The following is a 14,682-nucleotide window of genomic DNA, read 5'->3' as shown; positions in this document are numbered from 1 at the left end:
CCGACGCTTGGAGATTTGGTGAGCAATGGTGAGGGATTGAATTTTTTTGAGCATTGAATGACATCAGCGCCGCTAAGATAGCGCGCTGTAGGCGACAGGTGACGTCGGCAAGCACGCCCGCTGGCCCGATGCGCCATGGGTGTTCACTCAAGCATGAGAGTCGCCTCTTGCCATGGCCCGCTGAACGCCACGGGCTTCATCCCGGTCCGGGGCGTCTCTCTCAAAACCATGCAACGGCCTTCCCGATTGGCTTCTCGCTAGGCTGTGTTTGATAAGCTGCCGCGCGATCCGGACTGGCGCCTGCGGTGCTCGGCGTACAGCCGTACGCGTGCGCTCCTCGGCGCCAATCTGAACCGCTCGCAACGCTGATCAAACACAGCCTAGGATGCACGATAGCTTCCTGGTGCGTCGTAGCTGCTCCTCACCGATGTCCGGTTACTGCGCGGCTCCTGGTAGGTCACCCAAGATGCACGCGCATTTCCTGTATCAGCGTTGCCGCTTGCCGAAGACGTACGTCGGCTGTCCGGCGCATGTGTTGCCGTGCCCGCCGTTGCTGCCTTGTCGACCACTGCCGAATCGTTGTGTATCACCAGATCCTTCCAGATATCCTGCGCCGCCGTCCGGGTGAGGAAGCGCAGGGGCTTCCCTACCATCGAGGAAATTTCCTGTCCCATGCCTTTCCATACCTGGGCATGCGCATGCCCGTACTGGCTGGGCCCGGTACGGAATAGCGGCGTCAGCGTCGGTTTTTCGACGTCCGCTTTTTTCACGCCGATGCGGCCGCCGAGCTTGAGCGTTTTGCTGGCCGATACATAGGTGGTCCCGGCGGTCGGCGCCGCCCAGCGTCCGCCGAGATCCGGTATGACCGGGTCCATGTTGCCGCTGGCTTCCCGCAGGCGGTTGTTCTTCATGCGGTCGAGCACGGTGGAGCCGATCACCGCGCCCGGTATCTGTCCGAGCGCCCAGCCGGCGGGCATCAGTACCGAGTCCAGGAGGCCGGGAAGCGCAAGGGCGGGCAGATAATGGGCGCCCGCGGCGGAGATAGGCGTGGACATGATGTTTCCCGTCACCGACCCCACGACGCCGGCGATCTTGGTCCCTTCGATCGTCATGTTCCGGCTGCGCAGCGTATTGGCTATCCCCTGGGTCATGAAGGCTTGCACTTCACTGTCCTCCATGCCCATCGCGGCGGCGCGCATTTTCATCTGCTTGAAGATGCGCGACTTCTGCGTGGCATTCACGTCCCCGTCCCCGTCCTTTGTCAGGCGGGTCGCCACCTTGTCAACGGCTTCCCTTTCCCAGAATTCGGCATCGCTGGTCATCATGAAGAGATGCTGGTTGTTGTTGACCAGGGTGGTCATCATCGACGCCAGGATCTTTTCGCCGGCCAAGGGCTCCGGGTTGCCTGCCAAGGCGGAGTGTTCCATCGATCTGGCAAACTTCGCCGGGTCCCGAGTGTGTTCGGCCATTTGCTTTATGAGGTCGAGGGTCTTCCAGTCATCTTTCCGTACCTCCGGTTCTTTAAGCCTTTTTAGTAATGATCTGTCCATGATGGGCGTTGCATTCGCTTCCTTGACGAATGCATCGACGAACGCCTTCCCCTGAGGCGTTCTGACAAACTCAAGGGCCTTGAATTGCTGAAGGTAGTCGCCATGCATAACCGCATTGAGCGCTCTCACGCCGCTCAGATCGAACTGCATCAGGTTGTCCTTCAACTGCGGACCATGCCTGGCGGCGAGCTGCAGCACCATCGGCAACACCTTGGACATGCGCTCGGCTTCATCCTGCAGGCGCATCTGCTTTCCGGTGCCGGGTACAAGTCCCTGTACCATCCTTTGCGCGCCGCTTGGCTTGTCGGGGATCAGCGTGTTGATCTTTTCCAGTTCAGCCGGATCGACCCCGGCTCGCTTGAGCTGGCGCACCATGTCGCGGATGAAGCGATGCACCGCCGTCCTGTCGGCGCTGTACAGGATGGGCTTGGCCGCGCTGCGCAGCGCCTGCACATCCATCTCGTTGAGCGGCATGCCGGGCGAATTCCGAACGCCGGCCTGGAATTTCCTGATGCTGTCAGCCAATACGTCGAACTGTTTTTCCGTGAAGTTGCGAATCTGGATCCCGGTTTTCAAATCGGTATCGGACAAGCTCTTTCCGAGTCGCCTCTGCTTCAGCTCCTCGACATGCAAGGGTCGGTTCGATACCTTTGCGCCGTTGTTGGCCACCCGGTGCATTTCATACGATGAAGGCGCCAGAATCTCATGGGTTTTGCGCTCGATGGACCGCAGTTCACGGTCCGTTCCGCTGAGCAGCAGACCTGCACGTCCGAGAAGCTTGTCCTTTCCCTGCTTCTTGCCGACATCGCTTTTTTTCTGTTCCAGTTCTTTTTTGCGGTTTGCCAGCGCGTCCCGATCCTGGTGCTTTTCCTTGCTTGAATTTAAATTGTTAAGCTCGGCATGCAGTTCCGTCAGCCTCGCCTTGATTTCCGGGCTATTCCCCGCTTCGGCCATCGCTTTCTCCAGGGTGCCAAGAAAATTCTGCCTGACCTGAGGGTCGCAGCGCAGGTAATCCCCCATGATCTTGGAGGCCGCCTTGCTTTCATTGAAGCTGCGCATCGAGGCGCTGCGGGCGCCGGAAAAGCTGGGGAGGACACGCATATCCAGCGCCGCCGGAAGCGGCGACTTCATGTACGGAACCTGGACGTTTCCAATCGTGGTCCTGGTTTTCGCAACTGGCGTGGCGACGGTGTCCAGGTAGGTATTGAGTCGTGCCTCAAGGAGCTTTTGCTGATGCGCATAGCGTTCCTTGAATTCAGACAGATCCTTATTGCCCGAGCCGATCTTCGCCGAGACTTCCGTCACGTTGTTGTGACGGTCCTTCCATGCCTTCCCCATGAAGGAATAATTGTCATGGTCCGGAGGAACCGCAGGACTAAAGACTTTGGGAATATGGATGCCCATGGCAGATCCTTTTACTTTGTGGCAGCTTGGACGACATCGGACAGGCGCGCCGTCATTCGGCGCGGTGTTGAACGTTTTGCAATGGTATGTGGCGCAAAACCCGAAAGGGTTCCATCGGCAAGCGCGCGGCGCGCATGCCTGGAGTGCTCGCAACGCTGATCAAACACAGCCTAGCGCAGCGTGTACTCGCTCAGCTCCATGCGCATGCTTCCGCCGCTGAAGAAAGCGGTGGAGACGTCTTCGGTGCGCTCCAGCTTCACCAGGCCGATGCCCCTGCAGTACCACTCGCTGGTGACGAGCGGCACCTTGCGGAAGCCGGCCACCGGATCGGTGTACAGCGTCAGGTGAGCCAATCCGGCGATACGCGCGCAGTGCGCGAAGGTGCCGGCCGGGACGGTCACCGTTTCCTCCACCGCCTCGACCGTATAGGTCATCAGCACCTTCTGGGAATACTTCAGTTCGCGCGGATACTCGCTCTTGCGGAGGATGAAATAAGCGGTGGTGGACGAGCGCCATGATGCGCCGGCCTTCAGAGGCAAGGGCAGCACGGTGCGCGGCGGCTCGTCCGGCGTTGCCTGTTCCTCAAGGTCGCTGCGCTGGGCAATGCGCTCGATTGCGCCCGGCGCGGAGCGCAGCGCATACTCGACGCCGATGTTGCCCGCCGTTTCGCTGCGCCGGATGGCAACAGGTTTTCCACCCTCCATATGCTCCGATATCACGCTGATCACATGCATGTCGCGTTGACTGCGGCCGTCGATCTCGCTGCTGACCGCATAGGTCCAGCTGCTGCCGACGGTCAGGGGGAAGTAGGAATCGCCGCCGCCACGCTGCTGGCCGCAGCCGCACAGGATGGCCGCCATCGCCAGCATCGCCTTCGCCTTCGTCTTTAACATCGACATCGGCATCGGCATCGGCATCGACAATGAAATTGATGGGCGTATGCCTATTTCTCCGGAAGCGAAGGCGAGGGCGCATCGCTGATCCTTATCTTCACATTCGGATCGGCGGCGCTGCGCAGCCAGGAGCCGGCCTTGCCGCCGGCCGGAGCTTCGGTCGATCCGATCTGGCTGATGCCCTGGCGGCTTTTCCTGACCGCGTCGTTCAGCAAGGCATGCAGGTCCTTGCGGTAGGCCAGCCGGTAGGCGCGAGGTTGCGGCGCGGGCCGGTTGTCCTGGATGGCATTGACCCACAGGTAAAGGGCGCCCGCGATGCCGCGTTCCTTGTCCGGCTCCTGGGTGACCAGCGCCAGCACCACGAACTTTTCCGGCAGGCTTTCATCCGCCGGCCAGCCGAGCATGCGCTGGAAGCCCGACTGGGCGAACAGATAGGACAGGCTTACCACGCCTATCATGCCGACCTTGACCCAGCGCGGCCAGCGCGTGGCGAGGCAGAGCACCAGCAGCAGGAAGGCGACGGCGGCATAGCACAGCGCGAGTATGAGGGGACTGTCGTTCATAGGTTTTCCACGATCTTTCTGGGAAGGGTATTGATGTCGGTGACCGCGCCGTTCGCATCCAGCGTGAAGCGCACCGCCGTGCGCTCGGCGCCCTTGGCTGGCAGCTGCACGGTGCCGTAGAACACCACGTCGGCCTTCGGGTTGACCTTGATTACCGAGACCGTTGCTTCCACCGGCTCGCGGTTGCGGCTTTCGTAATACTGGACATTGACCGTGTATTCTCCGGGCGCGAAGCCGCGTATCGTCACCACTTCCTGGTTCAGCGGATTGACGATTTCCTTGCCGTTGACCAGCAGGACCTCGCCCACGCTGCCGCGGTCGTCGCGGTCCAGATGCATCAGGCCTGCCTCGCGCTGGCGGAACCAGACCTGGTTGCCGGCGGGGTCCCGCACCCAGGTATCGAGATCATTGGGATTGAGGTCGGGCCAGGAAACGGTGATGATGAATTCCGCCTTGCTCGGAATGTCGCCCGTTTTCCTTGCCGCCGGATTCATCGCCAGCAGGGCGACGATGAAACAGAACACGAAGGCGATGAGGATGTTGAACAGCATGTCGTAGAAGGGATCGACCTCCGGTTCGCGCCGCTTGCGCCCGAGCGCCATTACCGCGCCGGGCCTGCAGGGACGGGCCCGGCTTGTTCGCCGCCGGCGCAGGCCAGCGTATCGGCCAGCAGCCGGTCGGCATAACGATCGATCCGCATCAGCTGCAGGCCGAGCAGGATGTTGCCCACCAGGCCGACGGCGGTGGTCAGCAGCGCGATGCCAAGCCCGCCGGTGAGGCTGCGCAGCAGGGTCTGGGATTGCGCCGGATCGAAGTTGTCGATGCGCGCGATCTGCAGTGCCAGGATGCTGAAGCCGATCACCTTGCCGAGCAGGCCGAGCTTGATCTGTATGCCGTTGATCCACCATGCCGATTCGCTCGGTCCGTGCAGGCGTTCCGCGAGTATGTCGGCCTGGAGCCGGAGGGGAGTCTTCAATGGCTCCGTCTTCGCTGCTGCAGCGGGCAGCAGCGAAGACAGAAAGCCGCCGACCGCGCTGCCGGGATCGATACGGCGGCTGCCGCTGCGCCATGCGGCCAGCACTTCGGCTTCGGCGCACAGCCGGTAGGAACGGAAGCCGCACCACAGCGTGGAGCTGCCAAAGACGGCAATGATGATCAGCGTGATGCCGGTCGGGTCGGCGCCCGCCAGCGCGGTCCAGACCTGATGCTGCCACAGCAGGCAGGCGCCGAACAGCAGCAGCCCCGCGAATGACAGCCAGTGATGGAACAGGCTGTATGCCGATTCCCTTGTGTCTCCTGCCTCCCGAACATCCGGATTGCGAACGGAACGTTCTACCTTGGGCTTCGACAGGTGCCGCAAGACGGCGCGCGGAAAGCTCACGTTGTCTCCTTGTGATTTTGTGTTCTTGTTGTGGGTCGCCGTGACCGCGTTGCGCATGCGGGTGTGCGAGCAGTGGCCGGCATCCCGGCACACTTCGCAATTTCCATGCCGATGGATTGCCCCGGGGCTCGCCGTTGCCGGCAATGCGGAACAGGACAGTGCCGATCACCTGTATCAACCGCATGTATCAACCGTCTGTGTCAGTTCCCTGTTGCAGTACGCAACAGGACTGTTCCAAATTGGATCAGGCCGCGGGGCCGCAACGCGAACCTTCGCATCCGGCGGAAATGGCACGCTACTTGCCTTGACGATGCAACCGGATTTTTAAAAAACCTTGAGGAGGCATCATGAACACATCCCGTTCCCATTCCCGTACCCGATCCGCATTCGCGGCGCTCGCCACCCTGGCAGTGGCGGTACTCCTGCATGCGCCGGCAGTCCATGCCCACGGCGATGTCACGCCGCAGGCAGTGGATACCAAGTCCCTGCCGCAGCTCGGCGAGCAGTGGCGCGAAGAGAATCCCTACCGCGGCAACAAGGAGGCGATTCGCATCGGCAGCTCCGCCTACAACCAGAACTGCGCCCGCTGCCACGGCATCGAAGCGGTCTCGGGCGGCATCGCGCCCGACCTGCGCAAGATGGACCGCGACTGCATGAACATCAAGATCGAAACCAAGAAGCAGGCCTGCTTCAAGGAGATCGAACAGTACTACATGACCTCGGTGCGGCGCGGCAAGGTGCGCAACGGCGCGGTGTACATGCCGCCTTTCGAAGGCACGCTGAGCCAGGAAGCAATGTGGACGGTCAAGGCTTACCTGGATACGCGCAGGGAGAGCAAGTAATCCCCATGCCAGGCCATGACATTGGCAGTGGGAGCGAAGACTTTCATCGGCCGGCCAGCCCTGCGCGGACTGCATCGCGAAGCGATGGACCCCGGGCACTCGGTCGGCGAGAGAAGCGGCCCCGTGCAATGCCATGCGCCTGGCGCAGCGGCGGATGCCGCTCCGGACAACATCAGACGCATTACCCATAACAAAGGAGACCACAATGAAAACATTCACCTGGCGCAGGCTCGCGCTGCTCGGCGTTCTCTTCTGCGGGCTCAACGCCACCATGCATGCTGCGCAGGCCGATCTCGACAAGGTGAAGCAGGCCGGGGTGCTCAAGGTCGCCGTCTACAAGGGCATGGCGCCGTTTTCCGACAAGGACGGCGGCATCGATGTCGAGATTGCCAACGCGCTGGCGGAAAAGCTTGGCGTGCGCGTCAGCCTGCTGCCCTTCGAAGCCGGCGAGAATCTCAATGACGACCTGCGCAACATGGTGTGGAAAGGGCATTACCTCGGCTACGGTCCGGCCGATGTGATGATGCATGTGCCGGTCGACAGCCGGCTGATGGCACAGAACAAGAATGTAGAGATCTTCGCGCCCTACTACCGCGAGCGGGTGCGCCTGGTGCGCGACGTGCGCAGGATTCCCGCCTGCGAAACGGTCGACTGCCTCGTCGGCAAGAAGGTCGGCGTGGAAAAAATCTCGATCGCGGCCATGGTGCTGCTGGGCGAGCAGGACGGCAAGGTGCGCGACAGCGTCAGGGTGTATGACACCGCCGCCGCCGCCATGGAAGCGCTGAAGGCCGGCGAGCTCGATGCCGTGCTGGCGAACCAGTCGGAAATCGAAACGGCGGTGCGGGGCGACGCCGGCTTTCCCCTCGTCGAGCTGAATTTCCCGCGCCTGCCGCGCCAGGGCTGGGTGGTCGGCATGGCCGTCAAGCACGGCAATGCCGAGCTGGCGCGCGCACTGCAGGCGGCGGCAAACGAGTTGAACGCATCCGGTGAACTGGCGAAGATATTCGCGAAGTACGGCGTCACGCCGACCAGGCCATGAGCGCATGAGCATGCGGCACGGCTTGACCCGCTGCCGGAGGCGGTGCCCGCGCCTGGCCATGCTGCCGCTGCTGTGCCTTGTTCTCTGGCTTGCCTTCGCGCCGCCTTCCGCGGCGGGCGTCATGACGCGCGCACTGCTGGAAAAGCAGTTTCCGCCGCCGCTGATGGTGGGTGAAAAGGACAAGGACATTCCGGTATGGCCGGTGTTTTCGCGGAATGCCGCCGCCACCGTCCTGGCGGGCTACCTGTTCGAGTCCATCGATTTCGCAGCCGTGCCCGGCTTTTCCGGAGTGCCGGTCAATCTGCTGGTGGCGCTGGATGCGAAGGGGAAGTTTCTCGATGTGCTGGTGATATCGCATCATGAGCCGGTCTTCCTAGAGGGCCTGGGCGAAGCGCCGCTCAAGCGTTTCGTCAGCCAGTATCAAGGGCTGTCGCTGACGCAGAACTTCGCGGTCGATCCGGTGCAGCGCGGCAGCGGCCCGCGCATCGATGACGCCGGCAATGTGCAGCTAGACGGCGTTGCCAAGGCCACTGCATCGGTCCGCATCATCAACCAGAGCGTGCTGTCGGCCGCGCTCAAGGTGGCGCGCAAGAAGCTCGGCTTCGCCGGCGGACGCGATCCCGAACGGACGGCGAGCCTGCGCACCGACGTGAATGACCTGCTGACCATCCCGGAACTGCGCGCGCGGGGACTGCTCAGGTCGATGCGGCTCGGCAATGCCGAGGTGGAGAAGGCCTTCACCGGCACGCCGGGCGAAGGCCTCGACCAGGAAGCGCTGGCCCGGCCGGATGACATATTCATCGACATGCGGGCGGCGCTGGTATCGGTTCCCTCGATCCGCAACAGCCTGCTCGACGAGGCCTCGGCAAGGAAACTGGAGGGCCGCCTTGAAGAAGGCGATCATGCGGTGCTGGTGCGCTGGAGCGGACGCTACGGTCCGGTATCCGACAGCTTCATGCCGGGCACCGTGCCGGACCGGCTCGTGCTGTCGCAGGGCGGGCTGCCGATCGAGATGCGCGATCTCAACCTGGACCTGCGGCTGCGGCAGGAGCATGAACAAGAGCAAGAACAGGAACAGGAACAGGAACGAAAAACGCCCCCGGCGCAGATGAAGGTATTCCGCATCATCAGCCAGGCCGGGCTCGATCCCTCCCAGCCCCTGGACCTGAGCCTGCGCGTGACCCGCCTCAAGGGGATGATCTATCCCGAACGGATCGGACAGGACTTCCGACTCTCCTACCGGCTGCCGGAACGCTATTACCTTGTGCCGTCGGCCAAGGACAGGAACTGGCTGCCGATATGGAAGGATCACCGGACGGATCTGGCAGTCATCACGGCCGGCATGCTGCTGTTGTTCGCCGCGCTGACTGCGCAGAAGCGGCTCACCATCAATGCCGAGCGCTTCACCCGTTTCCGGATCGCCTTTCTCGGCTTTACCTTGTTCTTCATCGGCTGGCATGCGCAAGGCCAGCTGTCGATCGTCAATATCACCAGCGTCATCCAGGCCCTCAAGGACGGCCGCAGCCTGGATTTCCTGCTCTACAACCCGGTTACCGTCGTGGTTTGGTGCGGCACCCTGATCTCACTGCTGATATGGGGTCGAGGCACCTTCTGCGGATGGCTTTGTCCCTTCGGCGCTCTGCAGGAACTCACCGGCAAGCTGGGACAGTGGCTGCGCCTGCCCCAGATGAGGCTCAGGCCGGCGGCCGACGCCAGGCTCAAACTGCTCAAGTATGTGGTGCTGGCGGTGATCCTGATCAGCATTGTGGTTGCGCCCGCGTTCACCGACAGCCTGATGGAGCTTGAGCCGTTCAAGACGGCGATCACGCTCAACTTCGTGCGTTCCTGGCCCTTCGTGCTGTATGCGGCCGGGCTGCTCGCGGCCAGCGCATTCTGCTACAAGTTCTTTTGCCGCTATCTGTGTCCTTTCGGCGCCGGGCTGGCGCTGATGGGACGGGTGAGGATGTTCGCCTGGCTGCCGCGCCGCGATGCCTGCGGCAAACCCTGCCAGACCTGCCGGCACCGTTGCGACTATGAAGCCATCCGTCCGAACGGAACGATTCGTTACGATGAATGCTTCCAGTGCATGGATTGCGTGGTCATCTATCGCAGCGACGACAAGTGCGCGCCGCTGATGCTGGAAAAAAAGCGGCGCCCGGTGATACCGATTGCGCCGGTGTCGTCTTGTTGATTCGGCCGCTGATCTCACCCTCTACCTTTGGGAGAGGGCCGGGGCGGGGGGCGGCCCAAGCTATCTTCGGGACGGATCTATAGGGAGGAATCCATGCAACGCAGGAAATTCATGGCGGCGGCAACCGGGCTGCTGGGGCTGTCGGTCTTCCGCTGGCCGCATGCGCCGGTCCCCGGACGACTGGAACAGGGAGCGGCGGCGGCGGACGGCCGCCGCTTGTATCGCGGCGCCGATCTTGCCTTCGGCACCACGGTCGCGATACAGCTCCTGCATCATGACGAAAGCGCCGCGCGGACGGCCCTCGGGGAGGCCTTCGCGCATGCCCATGCCATCGACCGCCTGATGAGCGTTTACCGCGAGGACAGCCAGGTGCAGATACTCAATCGCGGCGGCCGGCTCGATGCGCCGCATCCGCATCTGCTTGCCGTCGTGGAGGAGGCATTGCGGCTGTCGGCGCTGACCGGGGGCGCCTTTGATATCACGGTGCAGCCCTTGTGGAATGTGTCGCATGCGTCGCAGGCGCCGGGCGAGCGTGCCGCATCGCAGGCGCTGGTCGGCTGGCGTGATGTGCTGGCCGGCGGGCGGGCGGTGAGTTTGCGGCGGCCGGGCATGGCGATCACGCTCAATGGCATTGCGCAGGGCTATGCGACGGATGTCGCGATGACGGTGCTGCGGGAGCATGGGGTGACGGATGCGCTGGTGGACATCGGTGAGTTCTCCGCCGGCGGCCGCCGTTCCGCCGAGCGGTCCTGGCAGGTGGGGATCGCCGATCCGCGCGACACGACGCGAAACCTGCATGCGGTGCGGCTGGATGGCCGGGCGCTGGCGACGTCCGGCGATTACGCGACTGCGTTCAACCGGGACTTCTCCCGGCATCACATTGTTGATCCTGCCACCGGAGAGTCGCCGACGGAGCTGGCGTCGGCCAGTGTTGCCGCGCCGACGGCGATGCTGGCGGACGGCTTGTCCACCGCATTGATGGTGATGGGGAGCGAGCGGGGGATGGAACTGGTGGCGCGCCTGGAAGGGGTGGATGCGTTGTTCGTGGGGAAGGATGGCGGGGCGAGATGGTCGGCCGGCTTTCCGCTGGTGTGATTTCTCCGTCCGGCCCTGACCATTCAGCCCTCATGCGCAGGCAGTCTTTCCAGGGAGCGCGAGCATGAGCGCATCAAGGCGCGCGGCTTCTGCGGCGCAAAGCAGTGCCTGTACGCACACGTTACGCACACGTTGATCTTGATGGCCTTCATCTGCCTATTCCATGAGCAGCCGTACCGGGCGCAGATGCTGCGTATGACGGGTCTGGGTATGATCGAATACCGCGACCCAAAGGTAGGTCGGGCGCTCTTTCGTCAACGCGACGTCGTACTTCGATCCGGTATCGAGCTTGCGTGACACCTCCAGGTGCCACCATCCGTCCTTCCAGCGCCCGACTGCCTCAACATCTCCGCGATCGCCGGCAAGCGGTGCATTGACCAGTACCGATGGCATGACGGTTCCAATCGGATAAGTATCCAGTTTCCTTGAATAGGGAATGGTCTGGTCCATCGGCATCATGAAGACGACGTCGTCACTCACCTGCGGGTCGAGATCCACCCCTTGAAACTGCTCGATCACAGCCGGCGATTTGGGCAGCCGCAACGGGGTAATGAATCCAGGCGCATTATCCTTTTCCCAGTTCAGCTTGGAGCCGCCCCTGCCGGACGCGGGGTCCTGGGCATAACCGCCTGTATATCGCTTTGCACCTGGTTTGGGTTCGAGAGGAGGGCCGAAATAGCTGTCGTCGATCTGATTCATGAGCGGATTCCCGGTCCGCACCGACTGCCAGTGCCAGACATCGACGATGGAGCCGTCCGTGGTGTAATGCAGGCCTCTGCCTCCCTTGGCTTCCGGCCTTCCTGCGAGGGGCTGCTTCCCGAGGTGCGCTGTCCCCGCCCCGGCCAGGGCGGAAGACTGCGCAAGCATGACGCCGAGCTTGTCTTCGTAGTAATCGTCTTCGTCCTCGATGTGGTATTTGTTCTGTTTGACAATCCATCCTTCCAGAGTCTTCACAAGCGGGAGGTGTTTCTGGCTGCGCGTTGCATCCGGCCATTCGAAGAGCACATAAATTCTTTCATTGTCATGCAGCATGCGCAGCCGCAACGGGATCTCGCCGCCTTTGACGTTGGCGCCGCGCGATGTCGGGATTTGCGCCTCGTCGGCCGTCTTCCATACTTCGTCCGTCCAGTCGCCGTCGATTAGCGGCGGGTGGGAAACAAAGGCAATCCTGAGGCTTTGCATGGATGCCTTGTCGAGACCGTATATCAAGGCGCCGATGAGTGCGCTGGCAATCACCGCACCGGATAGCGCGGCACCATGGCCGGAGCGCGGAAGAAAAATCCCGAGAAGCCGCCGGAATCCGCCTTGCGCAAGCTGTGCGAAGACATGCAGGATCACAAGGCCGATGATCAGCCAGGCGATGCCACGGTGAACCAGGGACACGAGGCTGTGCGGCAGCAAGCCCGGCGCCCAGTACAGCAGGCTTCCAGTGACGGCCGCCGCCATGATCAGCACAAAGGCCGTCCAGTAAACCAATTTGTCGATGACGGGCAGGCGGGTGCGGCGCATCGGGGACAAGAGGCCGCGCCGGCGGCTGGCGTCGGCGGCGGCGCGGGACCGCAGGCGTTCGAGTGCAATGAAGGTGACACAGCCCGCCATGAGTAAAGCCAGGGCAAGAGCGGCCCAAACATGCCATACCGACACCGTCCCCTGGGGCAGGATGGGACGGATTGCTTGCGCCCACGACGATCCTGCCGCATCCGCCGCTACCTGCAAGCCGGTCGCGAAGCTGACAACCAGCGTGATCACCAGTGCACATTGCAGGACCACTGCAGGTGCGCCCGCTTTCGATAACTGCTCTTTCTGCATTACTTTGTCCTTGAAGTGGCTGTCTCCGGTAGCTCGTTCCCATCGACGTTGGTAATTGCTTTATCTGCTCAACTTGCGGCATTTCAGCGGAACCGGGAATTCCATTGGCTCTTTTGGTGAATAAATTTGAGCAAGAGCAGCGAACGGATGCCATGTGATAACTACTCATGCGGTGCTTTCCAGGCAGCTGGAAAATCGCCGCGTCGCCATCCCGCTCTCCAAGAATCCGAACGCATGTTCGCTGTTGTTCGCTGTTCCGCATTGATCAAAAATTGGACGCCCGTTGTGCGACGCTGATTCAAATTTCAACAACACGCATCGCGGTTCGTGCTTCGCGGCGGCATGCGCAATACCTTGCTCACCGCACTCCCGTCCGTCCATGCCGTGTCGCGACTGCAATGGCGTCTCATCTCCATCACCCCGGGATTCGCGCAATAAAACAATCACTTATGGCCAGCACCGCAAAGCGCGACCGGCAGCTGCCTCCCGCATCTTTCCTCTTTTCGCCCTGAGCGCAACCATTCATTCGAGATCGCCCCGCACGCTCGGCACGGCTCTTGCCCTGATGCGCAAGACCAGACCGGAACACTGGTCACTATTCAGCATTGACGAAGCAGACAGAGAGAGAAAAAAAGCATGTCCGACATCCAGACCCTGAAGCAGGAAACCCGCGTGTTCACGCCCCCGCCGTCGTTCACGCGCCATGCCAGCATCGCCGGCATGGATGCCTACAAGGCCATGTGCGCCGCGGCCGAGCGCGACTATGAATTGTTCTGGGCCCAGCTCGCCCATGACAACATCGCCTGGCACAGGCGCTTCACCCAAACACTCGACGAATCCTGCGCGCCTTTCTACAAGTGGTTCGCCGATGGCCAGCTCAACGTCTCCTGGAACTGCCTCGACCGCAACCTGGAAAACGGCAATGCCGGCAAGACGGCCATCGTTTTCGAAGCCGACGGCGGTGAGGTGGCTTCAGTGACCTACCGGGAACTGCATGAGCGTGTCTGCAAGCTGGCCAATGGCTTGAGGAAGCTCGGCATCAGGCGCGGCGACCGCGTCGTGATCTACATGCCGATGTCGATCGAGGGCGTCACCGCGATGCAGGCCTGCGCCCGCATCGGCGCAACCCACTCGGTGGTCTTCGGCGGCTTCTCCGCCAAGTCCCTGCAGGAACGCATCATCGATGCCGGCGCGGTCGCCGTCATCACCGCCGACGAGCAGGTACGCGGTGGCAAGCAGCTTCCCCTGAAGAGCATTGTCGACGAGGCGCTTGCTTCGGGCGAGTGCGGCTCGGTAAGAAACGTCGTGATCTACCAGCGCACCGGCGCCAACATCAACATCGTGCAGGGCCGCGACCTCTGGATGAAGGATGTCGTCGCCAACCAGGCCAGCACCTGCGAGCCGGAATGGGTCGATGCCGAGCATCCGCTGTTCATCCTCTATACCTCCGGCTCCACCGGCAAGCCCAAGGGCGTCCAGCATGCCTCCGGCGGCTACCTGCTGTGGGCCATGCTCACCATGAAATGGACCTTCGACATCAAGCCGTCGGACGTCTTCTGGTGCACCGCCGACATCGGCTGGGTCACCGGCCATACCTACATCGCCTACGGCCCGCTGGCCGTCGGCGCCACCCAGATCGTGTTCGAAGGCGTGCCGACCTATCCCAACGCCGGCCGCTTCTGGGACATGATCGCCCGTCACAAGGCCACCATCTTCTACACCGCGCCAACGGCCATCCGCTCGCTGATCAAGGCCGCCGACGCCGATGCCGCGGTCCATCCGAAGCAATACGACCTGTCATCCCTGCGCCTCTTGGGTTCGGTCGGCGAGCCGATCAATCCGGAAGCCTGGATGTGGTACTACCGCAATATCGGCAACGAGAAGTGCCCGGTGGTCGACACCTTCTGGCAGACCG

At 62.4% G+C, this 14,682-nt stretch carries 11 protein-coding genes; 5 read left to right on the top strand and 6 right to left on the bottom strand.

Going from position 1 to position 14,682, the window contains the following annotated elements:
• Window positions 1-380: 380 nt before the first annotated feature.
• From FH061_RS12095 to FH061_RS12075, 5 genes are all read right to left on the bottom strand, one after another.
• The gene (locus tag FH061_RS12095; RefSeq protein WP_151636087.1) at window positions 381-2,954 is read right to left on the bottom strand and encodes a hypothetical protein; all 2,574 of its coding nucleotides are present in this window, start codon (window positions 2,952-2,954) and stop codon (window positions 381-383) included.
• 170 nt (window positions 2,955-3,124) lie between these two features.
• Window positions 3,125-3,853, bottom strand: coding sequence for a hypothetical protein (locus FH061_RS12090; protein ID WP_151636086.1), 729 nt, complete (start codon window positions 3,851-3,853; stop codon window positions 3,125-3,127).
• Window positions 3,854-3,897: 44 nt separating this feature from the next.
• Window positions 3,898-4,410 carry a hypothetical protein gene (locus tag FH061_RS12085; protein WP_151636085.1) on the bottom strand — a complete coding sequence of 171 codons (513 nt, stop codon included), beginning with the start codon at window positions 4,408-4,410 and terminating at the stop codon, window positions 3,898-3,900.
• Window positions 4,407-5,012, bottom strand: coding sequence for a hypothetical protein (locus FH061_RS12080; protein WP_151636084.1), 606 nt, complete (start codon window positions 5,010-5,012; stop codon window positions 4,407-4,409). The genes FH061_RS12085 and FH061_RS12080 overlap by 4 nt, the downstream gene beginning before the upstream one ends.
• A complete protein-coding gene (locus tag FH061_RS12075) occupies window positions 5,012-5,791 on the bottom strand; it encodes a MotA/TolQ/ExbB proton channel family protein (RefSeq protein WP_225984629.1) in 780 nt (259 codons plus the stop codon). The genes FH061_RS12080 and FH061_RS12075 overlap by 1 nt, the downstream gene beginning before the upstream one ends.
• Before the next feature lie 347 nt (window positions 5,792-6,138).
• Here FH061_RS12075 and pedF point away from each other — a divergent pair, with 347 nt between their 5' ends.
• From pedF to FH061_RS12055, 4 genes are all read left to right on the top strand, one after another.
• Window positions 6,139-6,633 carry a cytochrome c-550 PedF gene (gene pedF / locus FH061_RS12070; protein WP_151636083.1) on the top strand — a complete coding sequence of 165 codons (495 nt, stop codon included), beginning with the start codon at window positions 6,139-6,141 and terminating at the stop codon, window positions 6,631-6,633.
• Window positions 6,634-6,838: 205 nt separating this feature from the next.
• Entirely contained in the window at window positions 6,839-7,672 is an 834-nt protein-coding gene (locus tag FH061_RS12065; protein WP_151636082.1) for a substrate-binding periplasmic protein, read from the top strand.
• 4 nt (window positions 7,673-7,676) lie between these two features.
• Window positions 7,677-9,863 (top strand): 4Fe-4S binding protein, encoded by a 2,187-nt coding sequence (locus tag FH061_RS12060; RefSeq protein ID WP_225984628.1) that lies wholly within the window; start codon window positions 7,677-7,679, stop codon window positions 9,861-9,863.
• A 93-nt stretch (window positions 9,864-9,956) separates the two neighbouring features.
• Complete coding sequence (locus tag FH061_RS12055; protein WP_225984627.1) at window positions 9,957-10,958, top strand: FAD:protein FMN transferase; 1,002 nt, start codon at window positions 9,957-9,959, stop codon at window positions 10,956-10,958.
• 156 nt (window positions 10,959-11,114) lie between these two features.
• Here the strand turns inward: FH061_RS12055 and FH061_RS12050 are convergent, their stop codons facing one another.
• The gene (locus FH061_RS12050; protein ID WP_151636081.1) at window positions 11,115-12,767 is read right to left on the bottom strand and encodes an ethylbenzene dehydrogenase-related protein; all 1,653 of its coding nucleotides are present in this window, start codon (window positions 12,765-12,767) and stop codon (window positions 11,115-11,117) included.
• A gap of 636 nt (window positions 12,768-13,403) precedes the next feature.
• On the opposite strand from FH061_RS12050, the gene FH061_RS12045 reads away from it, so the two are divergent.
• Window positions 13,404-14,682 (top strand): AMP-binding protein (locus FH061_RS12045; RefSeq protein ID WP_151636080.1); only part of this gene is annotated, 1,279 nt, incomplete at its 3' end.

Source organism: Noviherbaspirillum aerium, from assembly GCF_008929045.1.
Lineage (GTDB): Bacteria > Pseudomonadota > Gammaproteobacteria > Burkholderiales > Burkholderiaceae_D > Noviherbaspirillum > Noviherbaspirillum aerium.
The sequence above is the reverse complement of the archived record's forward strand: the minus strand, read 5'-3'. Positions and strand labels throughout refer to the sequence as shown.

Bases quoted from the DNA above. Each gene is read 5' to 3' on its own strand.
- FH061_RS12060 (WP_225984628.1), top strand. From the start codon at position 7,677: ATGAGCATGCGGCACGGCTTGACCCGCTGCCGGAGGCGGTGCCCGCGC.
- FH061_RS12090 (WP_151636086.1), bottom strand. From the start codon at position 3,853: ATGTCGATGTTAAAGACGAAGGCGAAGGCGATGCTGGCGATGGCGGCC.
- FH061_RS12085 (WP_151636085.1), bottom strand. From the start codon at position 4,410: ATGAACGACAGTCCCCTCATACTCGCGCTGTGCTATGCCGCCGTCGCC.
- FH061_RS12095 (WP_151636087.1), bottom strand. From the start codon at position 2,954: ATGGGCATCCATATTCCCAAAGTCTTTAGTCCTGCGGTTCCTCCGGAC.
- FH061_RS12055 (WP_225984627.1), top strand. From the start codon at position 9,957: ATGCAACGCAGGAAATTCATGGCGGCGGCAACCGGGCTGCTGGGGCTG.
- FH061_RS12080 (WP_151636084.1), bottom strand. From the start codon at position 5,012: ATGGCGCTCGGGCGCAAGCGGCGCGAACCGGAGGTCGATCCCTTCTAC.
- pedF (WP_151636083.1), top strand. From the start codon at position 6,139: ATGAACACATCCCGTTCCCATTCCCGTACCCGATCCGCATTCGCGGCG.
- FH061_RS12050 (WP_151636081.1), bottom strand. From the start codon at position 12,767: ATGCAGAAAGAGCAGTTATCGAAAGCGGGCGCACCTGCAGTGGTCCTG.
- FH061_RS12065 (WP_151636082.1), top strand. From the start codon at position 6,839: ATGAAAACATTCACCTGGCGCAGGCTCGCGCTGCTCGGCGTTCTCTTC.